The 15,150-nt window shown below is 61.0% G+C and carries 9 protein-coding genes; 6 read left to right on the top strand and 3 right to left on the bottom strand.

What is annotated here, in order from left to right; genetic code table 11:
* Positions 1 to 11: 11 nt before the first annotated feature.
* Positions 12 to 221 carry a hypothetical protein gene (locus ABID12_RS12550; protein ID WP_354434482.1) on the top strand — a complete coding sequence of 70 codons (210 nt, stop codon included), beginning with the start codon at positions 12 to 14 and terminating at the stop codon, positions 219 to 221.
* 167 nt (positions 222 to 388) lie between these two features.
* Complete coding sequence (locus tag ABID12_RS12545) at positions 389 to 1,270, top strand: SMP-30/gluconolactonase/LRE family protein (protein ID WP_354434481.1); 882 nt, start codon at positions 389 to 391, stop codon at positions 1,268 to 1,270.
* A 4-nt stretch (positions 1,271 to 1,274) separates the two neighbouring features.
* On the opposite strand, the gene ABID12_RS12540 is transcribed toward ABID12_RS12545, so the two are convergent.
* Both ABID12_RS12540 and ABID12_RS12535 read right to left on the bottom strand, forming a co-directional pair.
* Entirely contained in the window at positions 1,275 to 3,317 is a 2,043-nt protein-coding gene (locus tag ABID12_RS12540) for an oxidoreductase (protein ID WP_354434480.1), read from the bottom strand.
* 150 nt (positions 3,318 to 3,467) lie between these two features.
* Positions 3,468 to 7,223, bottom strand: coding sequence for an autotransporter outer membrane beta-barrel domain-containing protein (locus ABID12_RS12535; protein ID WP_354434479.1), 3,756 nt, complete (start codon positions 7,221 to 7,223; stop codon positions 3,468 to 3,470).
* Positions 7,224 to 7,805: 582 nt separating this feature from the next.
* Between ABID12_RS12535 and mutL the strand changes: the two genes are divergently transcribed.
* From mutL to ABID12_RS12520, 3 genes are read left to right on the top strand one after another with little or no spacing between them, the layout of a single operon-like run.
* Positions 7,806 to 9,686, top strand: a complete 1,881-nt coding sequence (gene mutL, locus ABID12_RS12530; RefSeq protein WP_354434478.1) for a DNA mismatch repair endonuclease MutL — start codon at positions 7,806 to 7,808, stop codon at positions 9,684 to 9,686.
* A 39-nt stretch (positions 9,687 to 9,725) separates the two neighbouring features.
* Positions 9,726 to 9,956: a DUF2093 domain-containing protein gene (locus ABID12_RS12525; protein WP_354434477.1), complete on the top strand. Its 231-nt coding sequence runs from the start codon at positions 9,726 to 9,728 to the stop codon at positions 9,954 to 9,956.
* Position 9,957: 1 nt separating this feature from the next.
* Positions 9,958 to 10,464, top strand: coding sequence for a P-loop nucleotide/nucleoside kinase family protein (locus ABID12_RS12520; protein WP_354434476.1), 507 nt, complete (start codon positions 9,958 to 9,960; stop codon positions 10,462 to 10,464).
* Positions 10,465 to 10,470: 6 nt separating this feature from the next.
* On the opposite strand, the gene ABID12_RS12515 is transcribed toward ABID12_RS12520, so the two are convergent.
* Positions 10,471 to 13,347, bottom strand: a complete 2,877-nt coding sequence (locus tag ABID12_RS12515; RefSeq protein WP_354434475.1) for a tetratricopeptide repeat protein — start codon at positions 13,345 to 13,347, stop codon at positions 10,471 to 10,473.
* Positions 13,348 to 13,740: 393 nt separating this feature from the next.
* Here ABID12_RS12515 and bcsN point away from each other — a divergent pair, with 393 nt between their 5' ends.
* Entirely contained in the window at positions 13,741 to 14,919 is a 1,179-nt protein-coding gene (bcsN, locus tag ABID12_RS12510) for a cellulose biosynthesis protein BcsN (RefSeq protein WP_354434474.1), read from the top strand.
* Positions 14,920 to 15,150 lie beyond the last annotated feature (231 nt).

Raw genomic sequence — 15,150 nt, 5'->3', positions numbered from 1 at the left:
CTGCGGAGAAGATGAATGATTATATTAGTCATTGCAAGCGGCTTTTTTGCGGGAAGAACAGTGATTTAGACTTGAGTTACCATCAAGGAAAGAATCATGCGCCGTGTTGCGATGCACAAATTATTGACTCCGCTTATTTTTTGGGCCCGGAGGCGTTGCGCGCCGATCGTCCGCTCATGACAGAATTTTTTTTCGCAAAGGGCGGAGAAAGGCCTTTTTGATGCAGTTTGCGCGGTTTGGCAGTGAGAACGCAAAGACAGACCTTGATTTATCAGGCGGCGTTGTCTTTCCTCATTTTCAGCGTCGGGAAAGTCTGCGATTCTGAGCGGGGAGCTCTCGGAAACGCGAGAACCGTCACAACAGGACAAGAGGAGCGCCGGTAGTAACAATGACCGCAGAGACCGTATTCGAGGGCAGGATTCTGGTGAACCAACGGATGGAGCTGGGCGAGGGGCCGGGCTATGATCCGGCCAGCGACCAGATCTGGTGGTTCGATATCCTCAATTGCCAGCTCCATCTGCTCAACGCCTCGACACGGGATCGCCGCATCGTCTCGCTGCCCGAAATGGCCAGTGCGATGGCCGTCGTTGACGAACACCGCCAGATCATCGCCATGGAAACCGGCCTTTATTTTCATGATGTCTCCACCGGAGCGCTGTCGCTGCATGCGGCCATCGAACCGGACAACGCCGTTACCCGTTCCAATGATGCCCGGGTTCATCAGTCCGGGGCATTCTGGGTTGGCACAATGGGCAAGAATGCGGAAAAGGAAGCGGGCGCGATCTACCATGTGCTCGGCGGCACGGTGACGAAGATCTTCGACAAGGTGACCATTCCCAATGCCATCTGCTTTTCGCCCGAAGGGGATACCGGCTATTATGTCGATACCGACCTCAACACGCTGATGCGGGTTCCCCTCGATCCCGAAACCGGGCTGCCGGACGGGCCGGAGGAAGTGTTTATCGATACCTCGCAAAAGCCCGGCGGCATGGATGGGGCGATCTGCGACGGTGACGGCCATATCTGGAATGCCCGGTTCGGGGCCGGTGTTCTCGACCAGTATGACCCCGCCGGCAGGCTGGTTGCCCGCTTTCAGCTGCCGGCCCGGCAGCCGACCTGCCCGGCCTTTATCGGCCGTGACGGCGGCTGGATGATGGTGACGACCGCCGCGCGCGATGCGAAGCTCGATCAGGAGCCCAATGCCGGCTTCACCTTCGCGCTCGTCACCGGCGCCAAACCGCGTTTCGACCCGGCCTACAAGGCGTTTTGAGCGTTCATATCAGCGAACAATAGCGCAGTGCGTCATAAATGGCGGCATGGATGTTGCGGGCATGGATCGCATCGCCGATGCGCAACAGGTCGAAACTCCCTTCTCCGTTTGTCCGGGGCAAGGGGGGCTTGCGGGCAGTCAGCGCCGTGTAATCGACGGCTCCGCCGTTGCGGGAAAGCGGTTTGAGGGCGAAATAAAGATCGTCCATCGGCATCGTTCCGTCTTCGACAACGACCTGTCCGGTCTCGATTTCCTCGACGAACCCCGGCGCATAATCGGAGATCAACTGCGCCTTCAGCCCGTTGCCGTCGCGCCTTATGGCGTGGAGCCGCTTGCTGATGGTGATCCGGACGCCCTTTTCGGCAAAACGCCGGGCATAGGGCACGTGATTCATGCCGCCGACATCGGGGGCGAAGAAACGTTCCGGGGTGACGATTTCGAGCGCTGCACCGCTGTCGGCGATCATCTCCGCTGCCGTCAGGCCGGGATGGCCACCGTGATTGTCGTAAAGCAGCACCTTGTCTGCCGGTTTGACGGTGCCGGCGAGGATATCCCAGCTTGAAACGGCCAGCGCTTCGCTCGCCTCAAGCGGCGGCGATTGCGCAATGCCGCCGGTGGCGATGACCACCAGATCCGGTTTTTCGGCCAGAACCTCTGCTTCTTCGGCGAAGACATTGTAGCGGATCGGAACGTTCAGGCGTTCCAGCTCGGCAAGTCGCCAGTCGACAATGCCGATCAGTTCGCGCCGGCGCGGATTGCGGGTCAGAAGGTTGATCTGCCCGCCGGCTTCACCGGTTGCCTCGAACACGGTGACCGCGTGTCCGCGTTCGGCGAGCACCCGGGCGGCCTCCAGCCCGGCCGGTCCCGCGCCGACGACGACAGCCTTGCGGGGGTGAGCGGCCTTGGGAATGTCATGCGGGATCGTTTCTTCGCGGCCGGTTGCGGCGTTGTGGATACACAGCGCCTCGCCGCCCTCGTAAATCCTGTCGAGACAGTAGGTGGCGCCGACGCAGGGGCGGATACGGTCCTCGATCCCGGCCATGATCTTGCGCACGATATGCGGATCGGCGATGTGCGCGCGGGTCATCCCGACCATGTCGAGCCGGCCCTCGGCAACCGCGTGGCGGGCGGTGGCGACATCGGCAATGCGGGCGGCATGGAACACCGGGAAACGGGTTTGCTGGCGCACATCGCCTGCGAAATCGAGATGTGGCGCAGACGCCATGCCCTGGATCGGGATCACCTCGGTCAGCGGTGCATCGTGGTCGATATGGCCACGAATGACGTTGAGAAAATCGACCATGCCGCTGTCGACAAGGGCCTGACAGATCGAAAGCCCCTGCGCGCGGGAAAGGCCGCCCGCCCGGTTCTCGTCGGCAACGAGCCGCATGCCGACGATGAAATCCGGCCCGCAGCGCTTGCGGATTGCATCCAGCACGAGAAAGGTGAAACGCAACCGGTTTTCCAGTGCGCCATTATGCTCGTCGTCGCGCAGGTTGGTCAGCGGCGACCAGAAACTGTCGAGCAGGTGGCCATAGGCCTCGATCTCGATCCCGTCGAGACCGGCCGCCATCATCCGTTCGGCGGCGCTGGCGTAATCCTCCGCAATCCGGGCAAAGTCGAAATCCTCCATCGCCTTCGGGATGGTGCGGTGGGCCGGTTCCCGCGTCGGCGAGGCGGACAGCACCGGAAGCCAGTCGCCCATGTTCCAGCCGCTGGTGCGCCGGCCGAGATGGGTGAGCTGGATCATCACCGCGCAGCCATGTTCATGACAGTCTTCGGCAAGGCGGGCCATCAGCGGAACGATCTCGTCGCGCCAGGCGTGGAGGTTGCCGAAGGCCGCCGGGGAATCCGGCGCCACAACCGCCGAACCGGCCGTCATCGTCAGCGCAATTCCGCCCCTGGCCTTTTCCGCATGGTAGCGCCGGTAGCGCTCTGTTGGCAGCCCGCCTTCGCCATAGGCCGGCTCGTGCGCGGTCGACATCAGGCGGTTCTTGAGACGCAGATGCTTCAACTGAAAGGGTTGCAACAGGGGATCATGTTCCATGGCAGCGCTCCGGCGGCGTTCGATCGTGCCATGTTACACCGAAAACCGATGTCCGGTTCGGTCGATCCCGCCGGGTGCTGTTCAGCCTGCGTCAAAACCCGAGGGGCGGCGGCCGTCTTCCAGTCCGCCGCCTCATTACTGTCGCGTCTCTCACCACCTGACGCGGAAGCCGACATTGCCGCCGTAGCCGTAGGAACTGCTGTCGAAGCCCATGGAGGCGGTGACTTCGCCGTAGATGCCGTAGCTGATTTCGTTTGCGCCCTCCCAGTCATAGGTGCCGCCGAAGCCGATCTCGCCGGTCCAGGCGTCAAGCTCGGTTTCCAGTGTGTAAAACTGTTCCACCGTCGCCTTGGTCTTGTTGTCGAAGTCGTAATAGATATTCGCGATGCCGTAGACATTGCCCTTGCGGGAAAGGCCGCTCTCGTCCTTCCAGTGGCTTTCATGCTCCAGCGCAAGGCCGAGCCGGGCCGTCAGGCTGTCGCCGTCATTGAAGGCGGCATCGTCATTATAGGCGCCGGTCAAGCTGTCGATATCGACCGATGACCACATCAACTGGGCCTGCGGGGTGACGAGCATGTTGTTGTCGCCGAAGCCGATCTGCTGGCCGGCCTCGAGAGACAGCGCGTATCCGAAAGCGTCGCTGTCTTCGATGCCGTCATAAAGATCCTCGGCCTTCATCTCGCTCGAATACCAGGTCGCCTCTGCCTGGGCGTCGGTATAAAAGCCGTTGTCGCCCAGCCAGGTCAGCGTGCCGCCGAAGCCCCAGCCATCCGGAAACAGCTTGCTGTCGCCGTAGCGCGAGCTGAACTTCGCTTCACCGGTGCGATAATGGCCCGTCAGCCCGGCAAACAATCGGCCGTTTCCATTGTCGAGGAACAACCCGTCGACACCGGCCTGCGCTTCAAACTGCGACAGGTCGTAATCGTAATCCAGCGTTGATGACGTCGGGTCGATATGATCGAAACCGCCATCGATCCGGCCCCAGACCGCATCGAATGCCGGGGTCGTCTTATAGTCCGCGCCGGCGGTCATCGGCTGCGCATAATAACCCTCATCCTTCGGCGTCAGCATCGGAACAACGGCCACGTCGTCATAAAGCCAGTAGCGCTTGCCGACGCGCTGGCGCATGGTCGGCAGTGTGTTCATCTCCAGAAGCGCCGACTGATAACCTTCGTAAAGCGGGATGAAGGGCTGGATGGAATCCGGGTCGGCATAAAGATAAAGGCCCGGTGTCGACCCGATATTCGGATCGCCGGTGAGGTTGTAATAAAGCGCATAGGCGTAAAGGCCCGAGGCCGTCTTGCCGGCGCGTTCCACGGCGAATTCGTTCCGGTCGATGGCCGTGGCGACGGTGGTATCGGCAATCAGGATGGCGCCGAAGCGGGCGCGATTGGCGCCGGTCACATCGGCGATGTCGAACCGGCTGAAGCCGTCAATGGCGCCGCCGAAGGTCACCACATCGGATTGAAGATTATAAAAATCGACATCGAGACCAAGCCGGCCTGCCGTGCTCTGATAATCGCCGCCGATGATGAAATTGCCGCCGGTGAGGCCGTCCTGCATCGACAGCGCGCCGGCGTTCACCAGATTGGCGTTGAGGGTGAAGGGGCTGGTCAGCCCACCCATCAGCGTGGCGCCGGGCGTGATCGTGGCAAGGCCTAGGTCATTGGCATTGCCGCCGTCATAACCATCCAGCGTCATCGATCCGTCGGCAAAGCCGACCGTCGCATTATTGGCGACGGTGAACTTTTCCCAGTGCCGGATATTGTTGCCCATGAGGCCGTCATTGTTACCGGTGAAGGTGATGGTGTCGGAATCGGACGAAATCTCGCTTTCCGGCGCGCCGCCATCCTCGCCGCCATCGAAGATCGCCGCGGCAAAAGACGGCGAGTTCGGCACGGATATCGTTGCCGTGTCATTGCCGCCCTGACCGTAAAACCCGCTGTTCAGCGTGCCGCCCGTCCAGATGAAGTTGTCGGAGCCCTGCACCGGGGTTGCGAGGCCGGGAATCGGGTTGTTCGGGTCGAAATCGCCATAGATGTCGCCGGTCCACGACCCGCCGGAAAGCGTAAAGGTGGAGCTGCCACTGCCCATCATGGCATCGCCTGCAACCGAACCTGCTGTGGTCAAAACAACGTTGTTGTCGCCGCTCGGGTCACCGTTCCAAAGCGCGTAGCCGAAGGACGAGGTTGATGCATCGATCACCATGTCCGGGCCGATCGTAATGATCTGCTGATAGGCAGGGTTGCCGCTCCCGCCACCTGTGCGGTTCGACATGGCAATTGCAGCCAGGCCATCGCCGGTAACATTGATCGTGCCACCGGCGAGGTTGATTACGCTGGCACCGGTTTCGTAGTTATAGGCCTTGACCCCGATTGAGCCATAGCCGGATGCATTGATGGTGCCGCCAGTCATTTCGACGAGGCTTTGGTATCCAGCTTCGGAATATGCAGCTGTTCTGAGGCCATATGATCCATGGTTGGCAACGATGCCAGCGTCATCTGTATCGCTCAGAAGGTCAATTTCGCCACCGGTCATTGTGGAAATCACATTGGCGGTGCCGGTGACATAGACGCCAGCCGTAGCGCCGTCCTGAACGATGATTTTGCCGCCATTCACGGCAACGGATGCGTCGCCGTATCCGTAGTTATACGAGGCCACGCCAACGGCCGAACTGCCGGCAGGGTCGCCATAGAGGGTAATTGTACCGCCATTCATCACAGCCGTTGCCGAGCCGGTCGCCACGGATGAATTTACCAATGCGATAACGCCGTAGGCTTCGCCGCTTTTCTGGTAGACATCGATGGTTGCTGTGTCGAGGCCGCCAGAAAGGCTGGCATAGGCACTGCCGGTTCCACCATTGCTGATCGAGGCATTGACCCCCCAGGGGGCATTGCAGCAGCCGCTTGGGCTAGGAGCGAAATTCTGGCCGACGGTGATATTCGAAGGCCCATCACTGTCGTCCATGGTCACGATCGAGTCACCGGAACCGAAATTGCCCGTTGTAAGGGCGTAGTCGCTCTCGGAAATCACTGTGCCACCGGTGAATTTGATAACCGCATCGGAGGAAGCGGAAGTGGAGTGAACGTTCGCCTGTACCGGACGGCGCCAGGCTTCGACATGGCCGCCGGACATTTCGACCAATGCTTCTCCGGAGCCGTAGCTGTCGGCAGATACCCCGAATTGATTGGCTGTGGGATCGGTTGTCGAATTGTTGATGACCGATGCCGTGCCTGAAATGACGACATGCGCATTGCCCTGCTGCGCGCGCGCATAGACGCCATAGACGTTTATGCTTGTGCTGGTAATCGACCCGCCGGACATGGTGGCAATCGCATCGCCGGTCCCGTTGTTGTAGGCGACGATGCCTCTGGTGCCCTGAGTGGTCTGCGTCAGAGTGATGGTGCCGCCGGTCATGTTGGCCACTGCATCGCCGGTCGCGGCACTGTTGCTGATCTCGGAATCCAGAGCATAGGCATTTCCACCGCTTGTGGTAATGGTGCCGCTGGAAAAGTTGACTGTCGTGGTGCCCAGCCCCGAGGTCTTGGCCGCAACTGCGTGTGCATTGGCCGCCGTTGTCGTGATCGTGTCGAAGGACTTGGCGTCAATCACCAGATCGGCCGTCGAGGACGTATCCGTGTCCTGCAGAAGAACCGGCCCGGAGATTGCCATGGCAGCGTTGTCGAGGTTCAGCGTCAGGTTATCTGCGCCCGACGTGTTGTAGGTGATGCTCGCGTAGGATGCATCGTCGCAGGTCACTGTTCCATCGGAGGCCGATCCGCACTCGCTGTCCGCCGCGGCCATGCCGGCGCCAAGCAGCCAGAGCGAGCCGGCCGATGCGGCAAGTGAAACGGAAGAAAGAAGCCTGACGGTTGTCGACTTTTTGTTGAACTCAAGACAGAACACGGAACCCCTCCACGCAATAATAGGACGATGGAGAAGAGAGTTTCATTTTTAATAATAAAATATCAACATGTGATATTTTTATATAAATTTAACAAAGTTTTCTTATGATATTTATATAAATAATATTTAATGTAAATTTTACATTATTTAACAAACTATGTTTTTAATATTATTAATAATGAATGAATGTTGTTATTAATGGTCTTTGTGGCCGTTCTCTCTGTTTTCGGTGTATGTCAAATGTCCACAAGGTTCGGTATGAAGGATAGGTGTCGCTAACCATCGTTATGTGCCGCCGGAAATGCCGGTTACCTTTTCCGTTTTCGAGAAGAACGCGAATCTTTGTTTTTGTTATGCAATTGTTGCATGCGGGCAACAGAGACGGGCCTCCGGCCTGCCGGTTAAGCGGATGATCGGCGATAAATGACGCCGTTCTGGCCGCTACGGTGGAAGAAGATGTCGGAGCGGGCGCCGATCCAGCGTAAAAGCCGATCGAGCCCGATTTCCGGCACAAACACAGCATTTCAATGTCGGGTGACACGCAGCGTTTCCATATCGCGCGAATCCCTTTAGATATGTGCCATGAGCATCAGACAGCTTTCGGAAACCGTCATCAACCAGATTGCCGCCGGCGAGGTCATCGAACGGCCGGCGAGCGCTGCCAAGGAACTGGTGGAAAACGCGCTCGATGCCGGGGCGACGCGCATCGAGATCGCGACGGCCGGCGGCGGCAAGGCGCTTTTGCGGGTCACCGACAATGGTTCCGGCATGACGCCGGACGATCTGTCGCTGGCCGTCAGGCGGCATTGCACCTCGAAGATTTCCGCAGATCTCACCGATATCCGCACGCTCGGTTTTCGCGGCGAGGCGCTGCCGTCGATCGGCTCGGTGGCGAAGCTTGCCGTTTCGAGCCGCACAAAGGGCGCGGGCGAAGGCTATCGTATCGAGCTGCATGGCGGCAGGCTGACGGAACCGCAGCCCGCACCGGTCAATCCGGGCACCATTGTCGAAGTGCGCGACCTGTTCTTCGCGACGCCGGCCCGGTTGAAATTCCTGAAAAGCGAGCGGGCGGAATCGGGCGCGATCACCGAGGTGGTCAAGCGCATGGCGCTTGCCTTCCCCGCCGTCCGCTTCGTGCTGTCCGGCTCCGATCGTTCGACGCTCGAACTGCCGGCCACCGGTGATGATCGCCTTGCCCGCATCGCGCAGGTTCTGGGCAAGGATTTCCGGCCGAACGCAATCGAAATCGATGCACTTAGGGAGGATATCGGGCTTACCGGCTATGTCGGCGTGCCGACCTTCAATCGCGGCAATTCGGGGCACCTTTATGCCTTCGTCAATGGCCGTCCGGTGCAGGACAAGCTGTTGATGGGCGCAATTCGCGCGGCCTATGCCGAGACCGTGCCGAAGGGGCGGTATCCGATGGCGGTCCTGTGGTTTTCGCTCGATCCGGCGCTGGTCGATGTCAATGTCCATCCGGCCAAGGCCGATGTCCGTTTTCGCGATCCGGGGCTTGTGCGCGGGCTGATTGTCGGGGCGATCCGCGAGGCGCTGATCAAGAGCGGCGACCGGGCCTCATCCACCGGTGCGGATGCGATGCTGCGGGCTTTCCGTCCGGGCACGGCGCCGCAGGATGGCGGCGCATCGCCGGGGCGTTTCGGCGGCGGTTTTGGCAATCGCGACGTGCGGCGGTCGAATGTCGACTGGTCGGCGGAACGTTCGCCCTTCCGGCCTCAAGGTTTTGGCGAGACGCCGGCCCCCGGCTTTTCCGCCGATGCGACGGTTGCAGAAAGGGCAGGGCAGGGCGGCGATGTGTTCGCCGGTTTCGAGGCGCCGTCGGCGCGATCCGAAACGTTTGAGCCGCGTACGGATGATGCTGCGAGCGGGCACCCGCTGGGCGCCGCCCGCGCACAGGTGCATGAAAACTATATCGTCGCCCAGTCGCAGACCGGTCTTGTGATCGTCGATCAGCATGCCGCGCATGAGCGTCTGGTCTACGAGGCGCTGCGCAAGGCGCTGGCCGAGCGCAGGCTGCCCTCGCAGGTGCTGCTGATCCCCGAAATCGTCGACATGCCGGAAGAAGACTGCGACCGGCTGATGCCGTTTTCCGAAGAGATGAACCGTCTCGGTCTCGTCTATGAGCGTTTCGGACCCGGGGCAATTGCGGTGCGCGAAACGCCGGCCATGCTGGGCGAGGTCGATGCGCCGGCGCTGATCCGCCAGCTTGCCGATGAGGCGGGCGAATGGGAAACGGCCGACGGCCTGCGCTCAAAACTGGAAAGCGTGGCGGCGACCATGGCCTGCCATGGTTCCGTGCGGTCCGGCCGGCGCTTGCGCGTTGAGGAAATGAATGCTCTCTTGAGGCAGATGGAAGAAACACCGGGCTCCGGACAGTGCAATCACGGCCGTCCGACCTATATTGAATTGAAGCTTTCCGACATCGAGCGCCTGTTCGGACGCTGACAACGGCAAGCAGAACATCCTGAATTTGGAGAATGTGCGGTGAATATCCTGGAAGGCAATGGCAGGGGCGAGGCGAAAATTCGCTATCTGGATGCTGATTTCGATGTGATCGTACCGGGCACGCATGTGATCTGCGCGGTCACCGGAAAGCGGATTCCGCTCGACGAACTGCGCTACTGGAGCGTGGCCCGGCAGGAAGCCTATGTCGATGCGCCGGCCGCCTTCGAAGCCGAGAAAAAGGCTGGAGCGCTGCCGACCGACAAGGTCTGATTTGGCCACGCTGATCGCTCTCGCCGGACTTCCGGGCACCGGAAAAACCACGATCGCGCGGCTTGTTGCGCAAGCACGGCCGGCGGTTTTTCTGCGTATCGATGAGATCGAGGCTGTTCTGCGCGTCGAGGACGAACGTCGCGATATCGGCCCGCTGGGCTATCAGATTGCCGCCGCCCTTGCCGTTTCCAATTTGAAAACCGGGCAGGATGTCATTGTCGACTGCGTCAATCCATGGCCGCTGACGCGCGCCATGTTTGCGGATGCGGCAACGCATGCTGCTGCCGCCTTTCTGAGTGTCGAGATCATTTGTTCGAATACCGACCTGCACCGCGGCCGGATTGAAAGCCGGGTGAGCGATATCGGCAAAGGGCATGCAGAACCGGACTGGCAGGCCGTCATCGATCGCGATTACACGCCCTGGCGGGAGGCCGATGTGTGCCTCGATACGGCGAAGCTCTCTCCCGAGGCGGCGGCCAAGCGCATCCTGTCGGCGTTGTGCGCCTGACGTTTCCTAGTTTCCGCCCGGCAGGCCGAGCTGGCCGCGGACGAGTGCAAGGCCTTCCATGCCATCGCGGTTGCCCATTTCCGCCAGCGCTTCGAACACCTTCTGGGCATCGAAATAGCGACCGAGATTGTAATAGGCATAACCGCGGATGACCATCAGGCCGGTTTCGTCGGGCGCAAGCTGGCTGCGCTGGTTTAGCAGCAGCAGGGTGTCTTGATAGTGACCACCCTGATAGGCGGCGATGGCGCGGCTGGTCAGGATCTGAACCTGGATATCGAGCTGGCGTTCTTGGCTGAGCGGCTCTTCGGCTGCGGCAACCGCCGCTTTGCTCGTCAGCCCCATGCGCATATAGGCAAGGCTCTGGCCGTAGGCGGCTTCTTCGCGGTTCTTCGCCGAGCTTGAGCCGAGTGCGGTCTGAAATGCGCGGGCTGCTTCCATCGGCCGTTCGAGGTCCATCAGGCACCATCCCTGCCGGAGCGCTGCGTTTGGCGACAGGTTGTCCGAAGAACGCCCGTTCCAGCAGCTTCCGCCCGATGACGAAGATGATGTTGAAGATCTGCGCTGCCGCTTTGCCGTCGTCGTCGAAGCAGATGACGTGGCCGCCGGGGTGGTGGAAACCGGCGTGCCCGCGGGCACGGGCGTGCCGGCCGGCAGCGTCGAAATGGTGACACTGTTGCCGGTGGCATTTTCCTGGTTCAGGAAATAGGCGATCTCGAACTGCCGCAGATAGTCGCGGTTGATATAGGCCTGCTCGTCGAACCGATAGATTTCGGTCTGGTCGGAGGGCTGGCCGGTTGTGTAGAAGGCGGCCTGCACCTGTGCCGCCGAAACATTGTAGCGGTTCCGGTTTGCTTCCAGTGCGGTATTGAGCACGGTCACGGTCTGCACGCCGGTCACCGGATCGGTCTGGATCATGTCGCGCGGAATGGTCAGGCGCTCAAGCGCGCGCATGCGTGAGGCCACTTCGCTGTCGCCGGCAGCCGGCGGCGTACCGGTGGCGCTGTTGCCATAGTAGTACTGGTAGTATTCCGGCACATAATTGGCCGGGGTGTTTTCGGCTTGTTCGCCTTCAAGCTGCGGTGTGCCGGGGGCGTTAAGCGGCGCGGTCAGCGCAACGCCCGTTCCGGTCTGACCGGGCGCGCCGGAGGACGGTGCGGCAGCTGCGCCAAGCGGGGTCTGCTGGCCGGTGGAAAGGTCGATTTCGGCAATCGGCACGGCAACTGTGCGGGTGGTGCCGCCGGTTTGCTTCAGGCTTGTCAGCTCGAACACCGTGGCCATCACGTTTTCGATCGTGGTAACCGGCGCATTCGGATCGTTGAGCCAGGCAATGCGCTCCGAATAGGGGGCCCAGACTTTCTGCATCAGGTAGACGCCCGGCCTGTAATTCAGATCGTTGAGCATCAAAGTCACGCCATAGGCCGCCGGCTCGTAATAGGGTTCCCACGAAAGCGCGGCTTCGAACCATTGCAGCGCAGCCAGCGGCTGGCCGTAGTCGTTCGAATACCAGCCGAACTGTTGCGCGGCGGTCATGCTCTGGGCCTCGGTCACGACATCGGCCATGCGTGCGAGAATGTCCTGTCCGTAGTCCTTGCGCGGGATACGGCCGAGCATGTTAACCACGGCGTTGAGATAGGTGTCCATCGCTTCGGATGAACTGTTGCGCCAGGGGTACATCACCGCCTCGGCTTCTTCCGCGTTGTCCTGCTCGATCAGGATCAGGGCGAGCCCCTGGGAAATTTCGGCGGAATCCCCTTCCTTGCGGGCTTCGCGGAACCATTTTTCGGCGGCTGCATCGCTGTTGCGCACCAGGAAGTACCACGCCAGAAGCTCCGCATCCTTGGGGTCGCCGCCGTCGGTGGCAAGGCTTTCCATATGCGCCAGATCATCCGGCGAAATGATGATGGTCTCGTCTTCACCGGCCTCGGCAAACCGGCTGCGCAGCAGCGCATCGCGGATTTCCTGAAACTCTGCCGTGCCGTCATCGTTCTGGCGCTCATAGCTCAGAAGCGTTTTCATGTCGTCATAGGGCATGAACGCCATGGCCTTCTGCATCGTGGCCAGCCGTTCCTGCGGAGCGTCGCAGTTGTTCAGGATATAGGTATAGGCATCCATGGCGCGCGAAAGCCGATCGGTCTTGGCAAAGGCTTCGCCGACCTGCCACAGGACGTTGATTTCCGCACAGGTCAGAAGGCTCGGCGCCTGGGAGGCATAGTCGATAACGTCCTCATAATCGCCGTCTTCCGAAGCCTTCAGCAATCTGGCGCGGGTCTGGGCGAGGTGAAGGCGGTTGACAAGGTCGGCCGGCGGCGTCCAGTCGGGTTCTTCCACCCGGCGGTCCTCGATCAACTGGTGAACGGTTGCATAGTCGCCTTTGGCATAGGCGGCCCACATGGCGTTGAGCTGTTCGTCTTCACCATCCTCGACGGCAAGCGGATTGGCCGGCGGTGTCCAGTTGGGATAAAGCGACCGCAGCCGCGAGATTTCCGCCTGGAGGCGCTGCAGGTCGCCCTGCTGGGCAAAATAGCGCAGCGCGCTTTCGTCGACCGTCGGCGTGGCGGGCTGCTGGGAAGGGGCGGTTTCCGACTGACCGCGGGTGATCTGCGTGACAGGCTGCTGCGGTGCGGTTGCGTTTTCCGGCAGGTTTCTCAGGTTTTCGCTCGGTTCCTGCGCCCGGGCTTCACTGATGGTGGAAAAGCGCGGTTGCTCGACTGCGGGCGTGGCCGGCGTGTCATTGTCAACGATCTGTTCGTAAGCCCTCCGGAACTCATCCGAAGGCTGCGCCGATGCCGTGGAGACAGGGAGTTTCCGGCCGGATTGACTCATGCCGATTGCACCGATCATGGCGATCGCGCCGGCGGTCAGTGCAATATAAGTCAGCTTCATAACATCCTTACTCCGGCCAGGCGCACAGCCGCCAATTCCAAAACCACGCAATCCCGCGAATTCACCTTCTCACGACCCCGCCCCATGTGACCTGCCAGGATCGCATGTGGCGTCCCGGAGACGTCTTTCGGTCGGAACGTATACGATATGATCCTCCATCCGCAGAGCACCGCTTTGGGCACTACAAACCCATATTGTCGTTAAGAAATGTTAAAAATCCATGCAGCGCAGCCCTTTCCGGCGAAAAATCGCGGTTTCGCTGCGCCGGCGGTCATCGCAACCCGGCCGGACTGTTTATTGTTTGTTTACCAAAATCTGAAAAATATGGAGACTAATCCTGGCTGACCAAGGCCGGAAGTGCCAGTCGCAGCCAAGCCGAGGTGTGCCGCAATCATGTTGAACGCAATTGCCTATCAGATCAGGACCGGGAGCCGTAAGGCTCTGGCCCTTGTTGGGGTAGGCTTGCTTGCGGGCTGTGCCGGCAATCTCATGCCCTATACCTCGAATGTGCGCAATCTCATGCCGGAAGAGGCCGTGGTGATGCCGCCGCCGGGCGGACCTGCGATGATCTCCGTGCTGGAAACGCAGTATTCCAACGCCATCGACCAGCGGATCCTGCTGCGCACCGATGCCCGCACGCCGGGGCAGAACTATATCAACGCGATCTTCTTCGGCACGCGCAACTATTCTCCGATGAACGGACAGTCGCTCAGCTATCATTCGGTTACCGATCTGCGGGTCGAAGAGGAGATGCGCGAGGAACTTCCCGGCGTCAGGATGGTTCAGTCGCCCTATTATGTGCAGAACAATTACGGACCGTTTGGCTATGCCTTCGGTAACGGGCGCGGCGACGATCTTTGCCTTTACGGCTGGCAGCAGATCAGGCCGGGCCGGGACAGCCGCGCGGCCTTTGGCCAGGCCGGCACAATCCAGATCCGGGTCCGTTTCTGCGAAAGCGGGGCCAGCGAAGACGATTTGCTCGGCATCATGTACGGCTATACCATCAATGCAGCCGTCGAGGCTTATGGCTGGAACCCCTACGGTGAGCAGCCATCGCCGCCGCCGCTGCTTGGCCAGTCCGGCGCGCCGCTTTATCCGCGCAGCGCCCATGATGACCGGCCGGAACGTGTCAGCAATACCGAAAAGGTCCTGTCGGATTCAACAGCTCGCCCGGCGCCGGCAACACGCACCAGAACGACCCGCACCAGCACGTCGACGGCCGGTGCCGACGAGATCAGCGTCGATGTCGTGCGTCTTCCGGCCGGCAGCCTGCCATCCGGCGGCTATACCAATATTCCGCCGGCTCCCGGCGCCATGACACCTGCCGGTGCCGCGACGGCCGGTGGGGCATCTATCCCGACGCCGGGGCGTCAGCAGGCGCCGGCCGCACGACCGGCCGCCAGCCCGTCATCGCCAGCAGCACCGTCGGGCACCAGCATGCCCGTACCGGCCAGAACCGGCAGCGCATCGTCTTCCGCCTCTTCGGCAACGGCGCCCGCGCCGGCTGCGCGCTCCATCCCCGCGCCGCCCTGCCGCCTGTTGCCCGGGTCGACCACCGTCACCTGCGAATAGTTTTGCTCACGCTGCCGGCGGCGATATCCGGCCGCCCATCCGCCATGGCGTTTGCCATCATTTGCGGGTTGGAGCACGCCATGCTTCCGTGCATATTAGCGGACGAGAATAAAACGGCGGCGGTCAGACGGAAGGTGGAATGCGAAGCTTGAGCGGACAGCATTCTCACGGTAGCAGAGCCGGCGCCTGGAACGGCAAGCGCATGGCCATGTGTCCCGGCAGGTTTGGCCA

Source organism: Martelella mangrovi, from assembly GCF_040545495.1.
Lineage (GTDB): Bacteria > Pseudomonadota > Alphaproteobacteria > Rhizobiales > Rhizobiaceae > Martelella > Martelella mangrovi.
This window is presented reverse-complemented; position numbering and strand designations above follow the sequence as displayed.